Source organism: Phocaeicola plebeius DSM 17135, from assembly GCF_000187895.1.
Classification (GTDB): Bacteria; Bacteroidota; Bacteroidia; order Bacteroidales; family Bacteroidaceae; genus Phocaeicola; species Phocaeicola plebeius.
Map to the genome: position 1 here is coordinate 403,939 of NZ_DS990119.1, position 17,278 is coordinate 421,216.

The 17,278-nt window shown below is 51.4% G+C and carries 14 protein-coding genes; 7 read left to right on the forward strand and 7 right to left on the reverse strand.

Annotated features, from left to right (window positions below; all coding sequences use genetic code 11):
- Positions 1-20: 20 nt before the first annotated feature.
- The 4 genes from BACPLE_RS02895 (at position 21) to BACPLE_RS02910 (ending at position 6,532) form a co-directional block, all read left to right on the forward strand.
- Positions 21-1,967 carry a RagB/SusD family nutrient uptake outer membrane protein gene (locus BACPLE_RS02895; RefSeq protein WP_040312396.1) on the forward strand — a complete coding sequence of 649 codons (1,947 nt, stop codon included), beginning with the start codon at positions 21-23 and terminating at the stop codon, positions 1,965-1,967.
- Positions 1,968-2,104: 137 nt separating this feature from the next.
- Positions 2,105-3,568 (forward strand): sulfatase family protein, encoded by a 1,464-nt coding sequence (locus tag BACPLE_RS02900; RefSeq protein ID WP_081458094.1) that lies wholly within the window; start codon positions 2,105-2,107, stop codon positions 3,566-3,568.
- 2 nt (positions 3,569-3,570) lie between these two features.
- Positions 3,571-4,974 (forward strand): alpha-L-fucosidase, encoded by a 1,404-nt coding sequence (locus tag BACPLE_RS02905; protein WP_040312398.1) that lies wholly within the window; start codon positions 3,571-3,573, stop codon positions 4,972-4,974.
- 16 nt (positions 4,975-4,990) lie between these two features.
- Positions 4,991-6,532, forward strand: a complete 1,542-nt coding sequence (locus BACPLE_RS02910; protein WP_007558779.1) for a sulfatase — start codon at positions 4,991-4,993, stop codon at positions 6,530-6,532.
- 160 nt (positions 6,533-6,692) lie between these two features.
- Here BACPLE_RS02910 and BACPLE_RS02915 read toward each other — a convergent pair whose 3' ends face one another.
- Both BACPLE_RS02915 and BACPLE_RS02920 read right to left on the reverse strand, forming a co-directional pair.
- A complete protein-coding gene (locus tag BACPLE_RS02915; RefSeq protein ID WP_007558781.1) occupies positions 6,693-7,502 on the reverse strand; it encodes a TrmH family RNA methyltransferase in 810 nt (269 codons plus the stop codon).
- Between the two features lie 86 nt (positions 7,503-7,588).
- Positions 7,589-8,203: a hypothetical protein gene (locus BACPLE_RS02920; RefSeq protein WP_007558782.1), complete on the reverse strand. Its 615-nt coding sequence runs from the start codon at positions 8,201-8,203 to the stop codon at positions 7,589-7,591.
- Positions 8,204-8,358: 155 nt separating this feature from the next.
- On the opposite strand from BACPLE_RS02920, the gene BACPLE_RS02925 reads away from it, so the two are divergent.
- Positions 8,359-8,997 carry a DUF1847 domain-containing protein gene (locus BACPLE_RS02925; RefSeq protein WP_007558784.1) on the forward strand — a complete coding sequence of 213 codons (639 nt, stop codon included), beginning with the start codon at positions 8,359-8,361 and terminating at the stop codon, positions 8,995-8,997.
- Positions 8,998-9,019: 22 nt separating this feature from the next.
- On the opposite strand, the gene BACPLE_RS02930 is transcribed toward BACPLE_RS02925, so the two are convergent.
- The gene (locus tag BACPLE_RS02930; protein WP_007558786.1) at positions 9,020-10,567 is read right to left on the reverse strand and encodes an ATP-binding protein; all 1,548 of its coding nucleotides are present in this window, start codon (positions 10,565-10,567) and stop codon (positions 9,020-9,022) included.
- 183 nt (positions 10,568-10,750) lie between these two features.
- Between BACPLE_RS02930 and BACPLE_RS02935 the strand changes: the two genes are divergently transcribed.
- Positions 10,751-12,214: a redoxin family protein gene (locus BACPLE_RS02935; protein WP_007558789.1), complete on the forward strand. Its 1,464-nt coding sequence runs from the start codon at positions 10,751-10,753 to the stop codon at positions 12,212-12,214.
- A 76-nt stretch (positions 12,215-12,290) separates the two neighbouring features.
- Here the strand turns inward: BACPLE_RS02935 and BACPLE_RS02940 are convergent, their stop codons facing one another.
- Genes BACPLE_RS02940 through BACPLE_RS02950 form a run of 3 tightly spaced genes read right to left on the reverse strand, consistent with a single transcriptional unit; the run spans position 12,291 to position 14,332 of the window.
- A complete protein-coding gene (locus tag BACPLE_RS02940; RefSeq protein ID WP_007558791.1) occupies positions 12,291-12,851 on the reverse strand; it encodes a flavin reductase family protein in 561 nt (186 codons plus the stop codon).
- A 30-nt stretch (positions 12,852-12,881) separates the two neighbouring features.
- Positions 12,882-13,928, reverse strand: coding sequence for an alcohol dehydrogenase (locus tag BACPLE_RS02945; protein ID WP_007558792.1), 1,047 nt, complete (start codon positions 13,926-13,928; stop codon positions 12,882-12,884).
- 11 nt (positions 13,929-13,939) lie between these two features.
- Entirely contained in the window at positions 13,940-14,332 is a 393-nt protein-coding gene (locus BACPLE_RS02950) for a DUF1810 domain-containing protein (RefSeq protein ID WP_007558793.1), read from the reverse strand.
- Positions 14,333-14,785: 453 nt separating this feature from the next.
- Here BACPLE_RS02950 and BACPLE_RS02955 point away from each other — a divergent pair, with 453 nt between their 5' ends.
- A complete protein-coding gene (locus tag BACPLE_RS02955; RefSeq protein WP_007558794.1) occupies positions 14,786-16,672 on the forward strand; it encodes an AAA family ATPase in 1,887 nt (628 codons plus the stop codon).
- Between the two features lie 83 nt (positions 16,673-16,755).
- Here BACPLE_RS02955 and BACPLE_RS02960 read toward each other — a convergent pair whose 3' ends face one another.
- Complete coding sequence (locus BACPLE_RS02960; protein WP_007558795.1) at positions 16,756-17,268, reverse strand: lipocalin family protein; 513 nt, start codon at positions 17,266-17,268, stop codon at positions 16,756-16,758.
- Positions 17,269-17,278: the final 10 nt, after the last annotated feature.

Below are 17,278 nucleotides of genomic sequence, written 5' to 3' on the forward strand. Positions count from 1 at the left end.
CAATTAAAGCATCTATGATTATGAAACTGAAATATATATTTTTATTTTCGGCTACTTTGCTGGTAGGAACCTCCTGCTCAGACTTCTTGGATAAAGAACCTATTTCAGACAATGTAGACGGCAACTTCTTCACTGCCGAAAACCAGTTGGAGCCTTATTGTAACAACATGTACGGCTTGCTGCCCGATCACGGCACAGGTACGGGTACTTTCGGGTACTTCACTACGGATAACAACAGTGATGACATGACGACAGTGGATCAGGTGGATAATTTCCTTCCTCAGCGTATTCAAGTACCTTCTACGGGTAGCTATGACGGATTCAGCAACATTCGTAACTGCAACCTTTTCCTGGAACGCACAGAAGAAAACATAAAAAAAGGCACATTGAGTTTAAGCGACAACGTGAAGCATTACATCGGTGAAATGTATTTCTTCCGTGCCTATGCTTACTTCAACTTATTGAAGGCTTATGGTGACCTGCCCATCTTGACTCAAGTATTAAATGATGGGGACTATGCAGCCAACGTAGAAGCCAACAAACGTAAGCCACGTAACGAAGTAGCCCGCTTTATCCTGAGCGACCTGGACAATGCCAGTGAACGGATGTACTCCAAATCAAACAGCTTTACAGCTCATCGCCTGAACCGTGAATGTGCTTTACTGTTCAAGTCACGCGTGGCTTTGTACGAAGCTACATGGGAAAAATATCATGCAGGTACGGCACGTGTTCCGGGTGGACCGGGATGGCCGGGTGATGCCGCTTCCTTCCATACTGACATGAACAAGGAAATTGAATTCTTCCTGGACGAAGCCATCAAGTCTGCCAAGGAAGTAGGTCTTGCATCTTCCTTATCACCGGATTATGCAAGCCTGTACAACCAGACCGACCTTTCAGGACAACGCGATGAAGTACTGCTGTGGCGTATGTACAGCGAAGATGCCAAAGTACAGAATCAGGTAGTGGGCGCTACTCACGGATACGGTGCCATTGAAGTCGGTACAGACACTTACATATTTGTTCACGGTGACAACACCGGATTTACCCGCTCACTGGTCGACAGTTACCTGATGAAAAACGGTCTGCCTATTTATGCAGACGGTAGTCTGTATCAAGGTGACAAGAGTCTGGAAAGCACTATGGAGAACCGCGACCCGCGCCTGGTAAGCTCTGTAGCAAAACCAGGTGACAAACTCATCACTTCCAATGGGAAAGACATCATGTACGGCTATCCCGGATTGATTGCTGCCAGTGGTATCCGCGTAACCAGCACGGGTTATATTCCTCGCAAAGGCTGGGTAGACAACGATGTAACCTACAACAGCGCTTATCCTTTGGCTCTGCCTATTTTCCGTGCAGCCGAAGCTTATCTGAACTATATCGAAGCTTACTATCTGAGATATAATACACTGGAAGATGAAACGCTCAAAAATTTCTGGACAGAACTGCGTACCCGTGCAGGTGTAGATACAGATTACAAGAAAACCATTGCAGCTACCGATCTGACTAAGGAAATCGACCTGGCCCGTTACTCAGGCTCCGAACTGGTGGACGCAACACTTTACAACATCCGTCGTGAACGCCGTAGCGAACTGATTGCAGAAGGTATGCGTAAGGATGACCTGTACCGCTGGCGTGCACTCGACAAGATGCAGAACTACTGGGTAGAAGGTATGAACTACTGGGACGAATTCCACACAGGTTTCGAAGCTGCTTGCACAGCCTGCAAACTTGACTATACAGCTCCTAACGAAGCATCTGTCAGCAAATACCTGCGTCCGCAAGGCAAGAACGAACTCGTAAACAAGTACAACGGCTATTGTTTCGAACAAGCCAACTACCTCTCTCCGTTGTCGTACGATGTATTCCGCATGTCAACTCCTGAAGAAGGTGGCGACGTTTCTACGTCGGTTGTTTATCAGAATCCGGGATGGCCTGTAAAAGCTGGTAGCTTTGCCAACCAGTAATGATAGAACTCTTTTAAATCTATTATAAATTAGGCGTGCCAAGGATTAAACATTTATTCCTATCTTTGGCACGCCTATTTATCTAACTGAGACTTAAAATCACAATTACCTGAACTGAAGCTTGTTTTATTCCTGATATGAAACTGACACTACTCGTTTATACCTCTGCCTTAGGCGTCGTGCTTCCGTTCTCGGCATGTTCCCGCCCGGAATCCAAGCCCTCGCGTCCCAACCTGGTCTTCATCATGGCCGACCAGTTCAGGGGCGATGCCATGGGATGCATGGGAAAGGAACCCGTACAGACTCCGAACCTCGACCGTCTGGCTTCCGAAGGAATCCTCTTTACCGATGCCGTGAGCAGCTATCCGGTATCATCGCCCGCACGGGCCATGCTGATGACAGGGATGTATCCGGCAGCCAACGGGGTGACGGGCAACTGCAACTCGCAGAATACCCCCTACGGCGTGGAGCTTTCGGAGGAGGCTGTATGCTGGAGCGACGTGCTGAAGAAAGAAGGGTATCGCACGGCCTACATCGGCAAGTGGCACCTCGATGCCCCGTACCGCCCCTACGTGGATACGTACAACAACAAGGGAGAAGTGGCCTGGAACGAATGGTGTCCGCCTGAACGTCGCCACGGGTTCGACAAGTGGATTGCTTACGGCACGTACGACAATCACCTGAAACCGATGTACTGGGATACGAAATCCGGACGGGAGGAGTTCTACTACGTCAACCAGTGGGGACCAGCCTACGAGGCCGACCGCGCCATCGAGTTCATCCGTACGGAAGGCACAAAGACTGACCGTCCCTTTGCCATGGTGGTGTCTATGAATCCTCCGCATACGGGCTACGAACTGGTGCCCGAAACCTACACGCGGCTGTACGACTCGCTCGATGTGGAAGCCCTGGCCCGACAGTTGCCCTACATTTCGGAAAAGGGCACTCCTGAAGGCGACTACTTCCGCGAAAACATCCGCAACTACTACGCCTGCATCACCGGAGTGGACGAGCATGTGGGACGCATCATCCAGGCTTTGAAAGACTGCGGCGTGTACGACAATACCCTCATCGTCTTCACCTCCGACCACGGCGTCTGCATGGGCGGACACGGAGTGGAAGGCAAGAACGTGTTCTACGAAGAATCCATGCGTATCCCCATGATTTGCTGCTGGAAGGGCAAGCTGCATCCGCAGAAAAGTGACCTGCCCATGGCGTTTGCCGACCTGTATCCTACCCTGCTCTCGCTCATGGGAATGGAAGCACAGATACCGGCATCCGTACAGACACACAACTGGGGACCACTGCTGCTGAACGAGGAAATACAAACGCCCGAAGAGGCTTTCCAGCCTTATTATTTCTGCGTACCTTCGGATTCTACTTCCGGCCGACGCGGCATCCGCACCGCACGCTACACGTATGTGACAGAGGTGGAAGAAGGCCAGCCCACGCACGTATGGCTGTACGACCGGCTTCACGACCCGAACCAGCTGCACAACCTTGCGGAAAGTCAGCCAGCTCTTTGTGATTCACTGAAACGAACTCTTTCTTCATGGCTCGAACAGACCCATGACCCATTTGAAAAATACTTGAAACCATGAATATGAAAAAGACATTACTGACACTACTGACACTGTTCGCCCTCTGCGCGACCACTACCGCAGCCCGTAATACCGACTACGAAGGTCCCCGCCCGGCTCCTCACCAACTTAAATGGCACGAAGCCGAACTGGGCGTGGTGTTCCACTACGACCTGCACGTGTTCGACGGACTGGTGTACGGACAAGGCAACAACCGCATTAACCCGATTGAGGACTATAACATTTTCCATCCCGACCAGCTCGACACCGACCAGTGGATTCAGTCGGCCAAAGCTGCCGGAGCCAAGTTTGCCATCCTCACTGCCACCCACGAAACCGGTTTCGGACTGTGGCAGAGCGACGTGAATCCTTACTGCATGAAGGCCCTGAAATGGCGCGACGGAAAGGGTGACATCGTGCGCGACTTCGTGAACTCCTGCCGCAAGTACGGTGTGCAGCCGGGCATCTACATCGGCATCCGCTGGAACTCCCTGCTGGGTATCCACAACTTCAAGGCAGAAGGCGAAGGCGAGTTTGCCCGCAACCGCCAGGAGTGGTACAAGCGCCTGTGCGAAAAGATGGTGACGGAACTCTGCACCCGCTACGGCGAACTCTTCATGATCTGGTTTGACGGCGGTGCCGACGATCCGAAAGGTCTGGGCCCCGACGTGGAACCCATCGTGAACAAGTACCAGCCCAACTGCCTGTTCTATCACAACGTGAACCGTGCCGACCTGCGCTGGGGCGGTTCGGAAAGCGGTACCGTAGGCTACCCCTGCTGGTCGAGTTTCCCCTACCCGTACAGCCACAGCAACGCTACCGACGGAGTAACCGACCACAACAAGCTGCTGGCACACGGCGACCCCAACGGCAAGTTCTGGGTACCTGCCATGGCCGACACGCCTCTGCGCGGATACAACGGGCGCCACGAGTGGTTCTGGGAACCGGGTGACGACGACAAGGCCGTCTATCCGTTAGCCAACCTGATGGAGATGTACGAAAAGTCAGTCGGCCGCAACGCCACGCTGATGGTGGGACTCACTCCCAACCCCGACGGACTGATTCCGGAAGGTGACGTACGCCGCCTGCAGGAATGGGGTGCCGAAATCAACCGCCGCTTCGGTCAGCCGCTGGCAGCAACTTCGGCCACCGGCAAGAAGAAAGTATCGCTCTCGCTCGGCAAGGTACAGCCCGTCAACTATTACCAGATTCAGGAAGACATTACCGGCGGCGAACGCATCCGTGCCTACCGGGTAGAAGCCCAGGTGAACGGCAAGTGGACTACCGTGGCCAAAGGTACTTCCGTGGGGCACAAGCGCATTGAATCCTTCCCTGCCGTAGAGGCTAAATCCTTCCGTCTGGTAGTAGAAGAATGCACGGCTGAACCCCTCATCCGAAACTTTAGTGTTTATCACGTAAACCCTTAATCTAAAGAAAGATATTATGAACAAAAATCTTTTAGCACTTCTCGGGATAGCCCCAGTGCTTTCCCCGTTGCATACCCTGGCCAACGACCGTCCCGACCCACGTCCGAACATCATTTTCTTCCTGGTGGACGACATGGGATGGCAGGACACTTCACTGCCTTTCTGGACAGAGAAGACCATGTACAACGAACGTTACGAAACCCCTAACATGGAGCGTCTGGCCCGTCAGGGAATGATGTTCACGCAGGCCTACGCCTCGAGCATCAGCTCGCCCACCCGCTGCAGTCTGATGACCGGAGCCAACGCCGCCCGCCACCGGGTGACCAACTGGACCTTGCAGAAGAACAAGACCACCGATGCCCAAAGCGAGGTGCTGCAACTTCCCGACTGGAACTACAACGGCATTGCGCAGGTGGAAGGCACGAACCACACCTTCGTGGCCAAATCGTTCGTGCAATACCTGAAAGACAGCGGCTACCACACCATCCATTGCGGAAAGGCACACTGGGGAGCCATCGACACTCCGGGAGAGAACCCCTGCCACTTCGGCTTTGAAACGAACATTGCCGGCCATGCGGCAGGCGGACTGGCTACCTACCTGAGTGAACTGAACTACGGACACGACGAGAAAGGTAACCCCACCTCGCTCATGTCGATTCCGGGACTGGAGAAATACTGGAAAACAGGTACCTTTGTCACCGAGGCCCTGACCCAGGAAGCCCTGAAAGCCCTCGACAAGGCCAAGGAATACAACCAGCCGTTCTACCTCTACATGTCGCATTATGCCATCCACATCCCTATCGACAAGGATATGCGCTTCTATGACAAGTACAAGAAGAAAGGCATGTCGGACAAAGAAGCGGCCTATGCCTCCCTCATCGAAGGCATGGACAAGAGTCTGGGCGACATCATGGACTGGCTGGAAAAGAACGGAGAAGCCGACAATACCATCATCCTGTTCTGTGGTGACAACGGAGGATATGCCACCGGTGCCGGATGGAGAGATGAGCCGCTCTACACGCAGAATGCTCCCCTAAACTGCGGAAAAGGCTCTGCCTACGAAGGCGGTATCCGCGAACCGATGATTGTGAGCTGGCCGGGCGTGACTCAACCCAATACCCGCTGCGACAAGTATGTCATCGTGGAAGATTATTTCCCCAGCATCCTCGAAATGGCCGGCATTACCGACTGGAAGGCACCGCAGACCGTGGACGGCGTGAGCTTCGTGCCCCTGCTCAAGCAGACCGGCGACCCGTCGGAAGGCAGAAGCCTTTACTGGAACTGTCCGAACCTGTGGGGCGAACAAGGCCCGGGCATCGGTGCTACCTGTACCGTACGTCAGGGAAAATGGAAACTGATTTATTTCTACGAAACGGGCAAGAAGGAACTGTATGACATTCCAGCCGACATCAGCGAGAAGCACAACCTGGCCGAACGCTATCCGGACGTAGTGAAATCGCTCTCGGCCAACCTCGGCGAGTTCCTCCGCAGTTCCGGCGCACAGCGTCCGTCGTTCAAAAAGACCGGAAAACCCTGCCCGTGGCCGGATGAAATCTGACCCTCGAAAACACACTTTTGCGTTTCAGTAAAAACGCAAGTGCATTTCATACAAAACGTCCTTGCGTCTGAATTGAAACGCAAGGACGTTTTACTGAAAACTCCTTTACGTTTTTTTCAAGCGTAAAGGAGTTTTTTTCGGAGTATAAACCCCGTATTTTTCAATGGTTCTCACCGCATCGTAACTCCCAGAAAGCTACAGCCGAAGCGGCTGCCACATTGAGCGAATCCACTCCGTGTGCCATAGGAATGCGCACCACATAGTCCGCTCCCTCGATGGCTGCTTCCGGCAGTCCGTCACCTTCGGTACCCATCACCAGGGCCAGCCGCGGTTCCTCCTTCAGCGGCGGATAATCCAGTGGCACGGAACGGTCGGTCAGTGCCATGGCTGCCGTGCGGAACCCCAGTTCCTTCAACTGCTCCAGCGGACGGTCTACCCACGTCCAGGGCACCAGGAACACCGAACCCATCGACACCCGCACTGCCCGACGGTTCAGCGGGTCGCACGAATCCGTGGTAAGCAATACGGCATCGATACCCAGTGCGGCTGCCGAACGGAAGATGGCCCCGATGTTGGTGGTATCCACCACCCCATGAATGACCACTACCCTGCGTGCCCCACGGCATACTTCCTCTACCGGACGCGGAGCCGGACGCCGCATGGCACACAGCACACCCCGTGTCAGCGTATAGCCGGTGAGCCGGGCCAGCAGTTCCCGGTCGCCCGTATAGACCGGCAGATGCGCCATGCGCTGCACAATGTCCGCCGCATCACCCGTAAGATGCTTCCGCTCACAGAGCAAGGACACAGGTTCATAGCCGGCCTCCAGCGCCACCCGAATCACTTTCGGGCTTTCGGCGATAAAGATGCCCCGCTGCGGGTCAATGCGGTTGCGCAACTGGGCTTCGGTCAGGGTGCTGAACACTTCCACTCCGGGGTGCTCTAGCGAGGTGATTTCGATAACGGGCATAACGTAAACTTTTTGAATGAACCGCAAAGTTACGACATCTGCCGCACATTCCAAGAATCACCCCACGGGAAAATCAGGTATCCCATTCACTCGGCTGCCGTATCGAGCAACGGAGCTTCCTCTTCCTCCGGTCCGCGAGGTCCCGGCCCCGGTCTCTCGCCTTCTGGCATCGGAGGCAACACCTGCGGCTGCGGTTTCACGGTCTGCCAGGTGGCATACTGTTCCTCGGTAAGAATCTTGCGGATTTTCTTCTCCCGCTTTTCCTGCTCCTTCTGCATTTTCTCGGCATGCTCCTTCATCAGTTCTTCCGGATTCATACCCTCCGGAGCTCCTCCCATTCCGGGGAATCCTCCACCCTGCGGCGGCATTCCACCTCCCATCGGAGGGCGTCCTCCACCCATCGGGGGTCTTCCTCCCATGGGAGGCTGTCCGTTCATTCCTCCCGGATGACGCTGCATCATGTTTTCCACTTTTTCCTTTTCTTCCTTCAGGAACAACTTGTAAATCTTCTTGTACTGCTTCTCCGTCAGGTTCAGTGCCTTATCCATCTCGTCGGTCCGTCGCTGGGCCGCCTTCTCCGGATTGGGCACTTCTTTCTTCTGCACTTTCTCCTGCGGGTCATCGTAGCGGATATTCGCACTTGCACTCAAAGGTGCACACATCAAGGCCATTCCGCAGGCCATCCACACAATTTTCTTCATCTTACTTACAATTTTAAATGAAAACTAATCGGAAACAAATGTAGAAGTCGCCTGCAATTTTTAAAAATAGAATCCACCAAATGCGGTTTTCTATCTACCAATTGGAAAGAAATCTCGTATCTTTGCCCTCAGTTTAACCAATTACACACGCCTTTATGGAAAAAGAAACAATACCTACCTGTGTGGACTGCGGCACACAGAACTGCAAATACAAAGACCGCACCTACCCTGATTTCTGTCCTACAGATAACCTGAAAGAGGAAGACCGCCAATGGGCACTGGAGCGTTACGACGAGGGACGCAACCGCGAGATTATGATTGCCAGTGCGGAAGTGGAATACGAAGGCTACTGCCAGTGGACCCGCGTGCAGGAAATCATGGAGTTTGCCCGGAAAATAGGTGCACACCGCATCGGCATTGCCAACTGCATCGGCCTCATCCGCGAAGCCCGTATCTTTGCCCGCATCCTCCGTGCCAACGGCTTCGAAGCTTACTCGGTCATCTGCAAGGTAGCCGGTCAGCCTAAAACGTCGATGGGCATCCCCGCACAATGTGAAAGTATCGGTGCCGCCATGTGCAACCCGATTCTGCAAGCCCGTCTGCTGAACGAAGCACATACCGACCTGAACGTGGTAATCGGTCTCTGCGTGGGACACGACAGCCTGTTCTACAAATACTCGGATGCTTACGTCACTACCCTCGTAACCAAGGACCGTGTGACAGGCAATAACCCGACGGCAGCGCTGTATACGGCAGATTCTTATTACCGGAAGAAGTTTTTTGGAGGGAAATAAAATTTAATGATATTCTGCTTTATCACGCTACAATCCACCGCTCAATGCTTCGTGTCTCGTCACTGAAGTTTACTCCCACCTTTATCACCTTCCGCCCATCGGAAGCAAAGGCTGAGGCATACCCTTTCTCATCTATCTGCTGCATGGCTTCTTCGGCGGTACCGTTCAACTTGAACTCCATCACGTAGATGTAGTCGGACGTCTTCAGCACCAGGTCTACCCGGCCACGCGATGTGCGGTATTCCACCTCGGTGTGGAAACCCATCAACTTGAACACGATGTAAAGAATGTTCTGGTAATGCACCTCACGGTCACGGGCCAATTCGTAGGGAGTATCATCGAAGAAGGTCTGCAAACGACTCAGGAAACCATCCACATCACCCTTGCGTACCTCACCCACAAAGCACTGGATTTCATAAGGGGACTTGCTCACGCTCACCGACGCATAGTGAGGAAGCAGGAAACGGAGAAAACCCTGCTCCACCTCCCGGTTCGGGAAACCGAGGGTATAGTTCTCAAACTCCGCGTTATAGTCCTTGATGGTCAGATAACCGCTTTGATAGATGACCGGTACCGGATCGGTAGAAGCCGCATCGATAGAATCCAGCACCGGACCGCTGGTCACGATATGCTCAATCTCTTCCACCGGATAATGGTGAAGCTTCATCAGCTCTACCAGGTAAGTCGGGGTACCCGTTTCAAACCAATAGCTGCCTATCTGCATATTGGCAAAAGTACTCAGCAGGCTGAAAGGATTGTACATGCCGACTGAATTATAACAGAAATGATAACCGTCATAGTTTTCCTTCAGCAATCCACAAGCTTTGGTATAATCTATGCTCAGTTTATCGGCAAGCGAATGAATGTCCTCGTCAAAGTACTGGTGAAGCTCCGCATCACTGATACCACAAATTTCTGAATATTGATTCACCATGGATATATCACGCAGGTTATTCAAATCACTGAATACGCTCACCTTGCTGAACTTCGTCACGCCCGTCAGCATAGCAAAATGAATAGAACCGTCGCACGACTTGAGGGCACCGTAAAAAGCTTTGAGTGTGTTACGGAATTTTGTCTGCAATTCCGGATTTGTAATGGCCTGAAGCATGGGCTTGTCGTACTCATCAATCAGAATCACCACCTTTTGCCCCATTTTCTTCGCAGCCCGACGAATAACTCCTTCGAAACGGGTCGCCACAGAATACTCATCCGGGTTATGACCATACTCTGCTTCCCACTGCTTCAGCGTCAGTTCCAGCTTATTTTCCAGATTTGCTTCCGTATCATACTTTTCCGTATTCAAATCCATGTGAAGCACCGGATGCACCGTCCAGTCCTTTTCCAGACTTTCCATAGCAAGCCCCTTGAACAACTCACGCTTTCCCATAAAATAAGCTTCCAATGTAGAAATCATCAGGCTCTTACCGAACCGTCGGGGACGGCTCAGGAAATAATACTTCCCTGTCTGTACCAGGTTATATAAAAGCGAAGTTTTGTCTACATAAATATATCCCCTGCTGCGGAGATCTTCGAAATTCTGTATGCCTACCGGATAAAGTCTGTTCATGGCCGTGTCGTTTTAATCCTTTCGTACACACAAAGGTAAGATTTATCTCCCGCAATTCCTAATCTGGCAGGCTGAAATCAAGGCGGCAATAGATTCCGGATAAGATTTATAGTCCCAAACAAAAAATTCCTTACCTTTGGACTAAACAACATAATATGTCATAAAACTTAAACTCTATAGTATATGAAAGCCAAACACATCGCATTCCTTTCACTCAGTGTGCTTGCAGGAACATTTGCTTCATGCACCGGCTCACACGAAATAAAGATTACAGGCTCAGCAAAAAATTTAGACGGAGGCACAATTATCTATCAGAAATCCATCGACGGAATGTTTAATTCCCAATCTCAGGATACATTGAAACTGAATACGGACAGCACGTTCAGTCTCACACTCCCCAGCAACGGGTACGAACAGATACGCCTGTTCCTGTGGGGAAAGCGTTACTTAGGTTCCTTCATTGCCGACGGCGGAAACTATCGTCTGCAAATTGATGCCGTAGCCACGCATCCCATCTCCATTCTGGAAGGCAAGAATGAAAAGAACATGGAGGTATCAAGGCTAATGGATGAACTGGGACAGGACGTGTTTGATGTACTTTCAAGAAAAGGCGACAAGTGGGGTATTACCCAGGACACCATAGCCACGTCAGTCAGCAAAAAGTTGCAGGATGCGGTATTAGCCTTAGATGAAAAGATGAAAGGTGTAGATAAAGATTTATATGAAAAAGCCTGCCAGAATACACGCATACAGACAATGTGGGCCTTCCAGAACCAGCTTTTCGGCATTGCCTACCGCTATTCCGAAGCCACCAAGCAAAGCTGGCTCAAGGAATGGGAGAAGATGATGGAATTCTGTCGGGTAAATCACCCGGCCAGCACTTTCTCGCCCGCTTTCCATGAAGTAGTCTATAACAATGCCGGTATTACCTACTACACTAAAGAAGAACCGGTAAACGAAGACTTGAAGAAAAATCCCAATAAGTTGATTTTCCATTACATCGAAAAGAACCTTACGGGGCAGGCGCAGGAATCGGCCATGGCACTGCTTTTCCTGAGGGATACAAACGAGGAAAAATACGACCCAGAAATACTTCCGCTGGAAGAACGATTCAAGCAACTGTATCCACAAAGCAAATGGCAACCGCTGATAGATGAGGCCATTGCCAAGAACAAGGCTTTCAATCAAGCTAAAACACCCGACTACATCCACTTTCCTGATGTAGACAACGCCAAGACATTCAAAGACATTACCGACTTATATAAAGGAAAGGTTATCTTCATGGATATATGGGCAACCTGGTGCGGTCCTTGTCGTGCCTCTTTCGCCTATGTAAAACCCTTACAGGAGTATGCCAAAGCGAACGACATCGTACTGCTGTATCTCTCCATCGACCGCCCGGAAGAAGATGCCAAATGGCGCAAGATGGCAGCACATTATGACCTGATGGGCGAGCATGTACGCGTGCAGGAAGCGTTTAAGGATGAAATATACACAACCTTCGGCAACGCACAAAAAGCACTTTCCATTCCTCATTGCGTGATTATCGGAAAGGATGGAGAAATCAAGTTCAAATCGGCTGCTTCTCCAGAAGATATGGAAAAACTAAAATCTCAATTGAAAGAGGCAGCGCAGGCAGAAGCATAACCCCTATTGCTACTGAAACTCCTAATACACAGAAAAGCCGCCACGTATCCCTTCCAAGATGCGTGGCGGCTATGTTTTACTTCAATGCTTTCCCGTCGGAAAAGGCATTACCCGCCTTCTCTCCTATCACCAGATAGTGATGATGAATCGGGTCATACGTAATCGGTTTCAGACGGGCAGGGTCAATCTGTCCGTTTTCATCCAGAATATTTTCCGCTGCTGACACGTTGACAATACGGCCTACCAGATGATTGCTCTCCTGATCGTATGAAACCAGCTCACATTCCAGTGTCATAGGCAGTTCCTCAATGACCGGCGCATTCACAAACTCCGATTTTACGGCATGGAAACCGGCTTTGGCAAATTTGTCCGGCTCCTTCTTTCCTGAGACAAGGCCCACATAATCGCAGGCTACCACATGGTCGGCTGTAGCCATGCTCACGGTAAAGGCCTTCGTGCCCAGAATATTCTGGGTCGTCTTGTGTCCTTCGGCCAGGCAGATGCCCACCATGTCATCCGTATAGATTCCTCCCCACGCCGCATTCATGGCGTTGGGGTTTCCATTCTCGTCGTACGCTGCCACAATAAATACGGGCATCGGGTACAACCATGTTTTTACTCCAAAATTCTTTCGCATAGTCTGTATATTTTTAGTTGCAGTATCGAATCATTTGTCATTTCGAGGACTCACCGCCACCTTAATCACCCCATCCAGACGATTCTCGAAGATGCGGTAGGCTTCTTCTATTTCATTAAGCGGGAAGCGGTGTGTAATGAGCGGCGTAGTGTCAAGCTTTCCCTCCGCTATCAACCGGAGGATTTCGGCACAGTCACAACCATCTACTCCGCCTGTCTTGAAAGTGAGGTTCTTACCGTACATGTCGGGCAAAGGAAGCACCTGCGGACGGTCGTACAAAGCCACGACGGTCACAATGGCATTCGGACGAGCGCACTCCCAAGCCAGCCGGAAGGTATCATCAGCTCCGGCCACTTCAATGACTACGTCGGCTCCTCCATGCGCACTGTGGGCTTTCACAAACTCCTGACACTGTTCCGGTGTAGTGACCAGAACTTCGGGATAATGGGTCTGTACAAAACGGATACGTTCTTCCGATTTCTCACATACAATGAGACGGCGCGGATGTTTCAGCCGGGCACAGAGCAACGTACAGATTCCCGTAGGTCCGGCTCCAATCAGCAGCACCGTATCTTCGGGTGTGATTTCCGAGATACGGGCAGCCCAGAAACCAGTGGCCAGAATGTCACCCACGAAAAGTGCCTGCTCATCCGTCACTCCATCGGGAATGCGGTTCAATCCCTGATCGGCATGCGGCACCCGCACGTATTCCGCCTGTCCGCCGTCGATACGGCAACCCAATGCCCATCCTCCGTCGGGGTCCTCACAATTGTTTACATATCCGTGCTGGCAGAAGAAACATTCTCCGCAGAAGGTCTCCACGTTGACCGTTACCCGGTCACCCGGCTTCACGGTAGTGACTTCTGAACCGACCTTTTCCACGATGCCCACCATCTCATGCCCCACCGTAATACCCGGTACAGCACGCGGCACACTGCCGTGCTTGATGTGCAAATCACTGGTGCAGATACTTCCCAACGTGACGCGCACCAGGGCGTCCTTCGGGTCTTTCAGTTCGGGCACAGGCTTCTCTATCAGTGAGAAACGACCATGCTCCATATACGTATAAGCTAACATACTCTTAAATTTTAATGAAAATACGCCTTCAACACTTCTCCGAACACCTCTCCCGGTGCTATCTTATCAAACAATTTCATCGAGGTATGCAGTTTCAGCACGTCCACCTCCGACCCCATCAGTTCCCGTACCGTGCGATGGCCACGATGACCTAACAAGGCATGGGAGATTTCCCGCAGGCGGGCACCCAATACAGGATGTGCCAGATAAGCCCGGGCCTCTTCTTCCCCGTCCAGTCCATAAAACTCCGAGTTATAACTATAGCCTAACCCCTTCTGCTGAGGGAAGATATACCAAATCCAATGGCTGCGCTTACCTCCATTCCTGATTTCCTTCAATGCCACAGGATACACGCCTTCCTGCGCATCCAGAAACCGTTGCAGATTAAAATTCGTGTGCGACATATTCCTTCGTTTTTTATCTTTACTCAAATGTAAGGATAATCCCTTAATGAGCCAACGGTCGCGAGGAGAATTATTTTTGTCACAAGTATGATTTTCCTCCCTAATTCTTCGTTTATTAAAGAGTTATGCTTATATTTGTTCCGAAAATCCGCACAAGGCGGTTTTCATCGCACATTGATTTCTAGATACAACAAATGATCGTTAAAGATGTCACACAAAGTTTTCGTTACGTTCCGCTGAGGTCCTGACCGGATTTTTCTCAGCATAGGAATCGAATGAATTATTGCTTCCGACAAGGAGGCCGGGATTGTTGTGCTCTTTGACGTACTAGCCGCACACCTCTCTTTCGATGGGGAAACGAGAGGGAATCTACGCTGCTACGGACCTTTAGTGTCCGTAAGCTTCTATCTTTATCTATTTCTATTTTCTCATTTTAAAATTCGTTTGTTGTATATGAAAAATGTCATGTTACGTGCTACACGCACCTTTATTGAAGATCTCTGTGCTCCCGAATATGCTCACAACCACCTCGCCGTGGAAATCTCTCATCCCGATGGTTTTACTGATGCCCAGGAACTCTCTATCCGGGTATATTCCAGCGAATACCGCCTGCTGGGCTGTGACACCCGTTCACTGAAAGGAAAAAGGCCCCGAAAAGTACGGTTCGACATTCTCTCTGAAGAAGAATGGGAAGCCGGACTCTACCGTATCTACGTCTACCGCAACGGACGCCCGATGGGATGGACGCTCCTGGAGCTCTATTCCGGCTATGAATGCTGGGACAGGACCGAAGTGGAGGATTTCCAGACCCGCCCTGAAGAAAAATACTTTGCCGAGACTTTCTGCTTCCTGCCCCTGTTCTCCTGGATGCACCAAGAACAGTGTGACTCGAACCTCATCCGGCAGTTCCTCGAAACATTGTATGCGCTCGACAGCCATCAGCTTGCCGTGCCTCACCTGCTCGTTTCAGGCAATCAGGCCCGTAAATATGCCGCCCGCCTGCTGGCCCTCCATTTCTGTGAAAAGCAGACTGCTCTCTGCAGCCATTTCTCCCTACAGGAATTGCTGGAGGGTTCCCTGCAATGGAAAGTCCTGCAAGAGAAGATGGATACTCGAAAAGTGGTGCTGGTGGAAGTGCCCTACATGGACTACTCCCGGCAGGAATCCAACCTGCTCGACCTGTTAGGAAACCTGATGGAACAGAAAACTTCTTCCGGTCCTATCTTCATCTTCTACGGTACGATGGACAGTACCTATCAGTTGCGCAGATGCAGCACAGCGATGAGCCGCATCTTCACCGAAGAGAACACCATCTATACGCCCGACAAGGCAGAAAACGACAACTCGGATAAAGACTTTCCGGCAAATGATCTTCCCTTGCCATTTGATGAAGAACAGCCGCTTTCGCATACCGAAGAAGATAATCCCTTGCCCGAAGACGACACGCCATCGGATGCCGAACAGGCCTTGCAGGAGATGGTGGGACTGACCCGCCTGAAGGAAGACTTGCGGGAGGCCCGGATGCTGGCCACCTTCATGAAGCGGCGTATGGAATTAGGCCTCGACACGGAACTGGACAACCGCCACCACATGCTGTTCTTAGGCAATCCCGGTACAGGAAAGACGATGGTGGCCAAACTCATCGGACAGCTGTATCACCAGATGGGACTGCTTTCCAGCGGACATACCATAGAGACATGCCGCACAAAGCTGGTGGGCGAATACATCGGTGAGACAGAAAAGCACATCAGGCAAGCCATTGAGGAGGCCCGGGGAGGCGTACTCTTCATCGACGAAGCCTACACCCTGATTACCACGAAACAAGAAACGAAAGATTTCGGAAAAGAGGTGATTCACGCCCTGCTCACCGTGCTCTCGGAACCCAATCCCGACATGATTATCATCCTGGCCGGCTACGAGGACAAAATGCAGCAGATGCTCCGTACCAATCCCGGCTTGCAGGAGCGTTTCCCTCTCCAGTTCTACTTTGACGATTACAATGCAGACGAACTGATGGAAATGGCACACCGTCTCTTGCAGAAACGCAATTTCCAGCTTACTCCTGAAGCGGACAAGGAACTGTACGCTCTGATTACGGAAGCCACTGCCCAGCGTGACGAGCATTTCGGCAACGGACGCTGGCTGCACAACCTGATTGAGCAGGGCATCATCAAGTGCATGGCCCAGCGTATCATGTCGCAACCTTCCATCCCCGACAATACCTTCCTGTTCCGTACCATCACCCAGGAAGATGTCGTGAAGGCAGGTAATCGTCTCCGCGGCAAGCAGGTGGTGAAACTGGAACCGCAGCCCATCCGTCGCATCGGGTTCAGGGCCTGAGAAAATTACCGACCAATCGCTAAAAATCCCCCTGCTTTCGCTGCAAAGTGAAGCAGAGGGATTCCTTTATTTCCAATATTCTCTCATTTGTTGAACACCAGTCTTTCCGTATCATATCCGCGCTTCCGAAGTTTATCCAAGAGTTCCTGAAGCACCCCGTCGGGCAAGGTTTCCTCGCGGCTCATAATCCAAAGATACTTGTCACTGCTACTGCCTATCAGCACGTAGCGGTAATCCGGGTCAATATCGAGCACATAATAGTCGGCATAGAACCACAGGAAGAACGATACTTTCAGTTTGCCGGGGTCGTTCGGATCGGGCTGTTTGGCCTTTCCCTTGATTTCCTTGTACTTCCCATCTTTGTATCCCGCGTTCAGCACCTCAATGCGCCCGTTGGGAAGCAAGGTATAAGTGGCCGTTACACGGGTCATGCCCTTTTCAAAGCGGTGGTCGTAACGGGCTATTTCATGCCACTTCCCCATAAAACGCGGCACGTCGAATGTCTGCACCGTCCGGTTGTCTATCTCAGTAGTGTTACTGCTTTGGCAACTGCCAAGCCCTAACAGGGCACACAGAAGAATCAGGATGTGTTTCATAACGTGTATT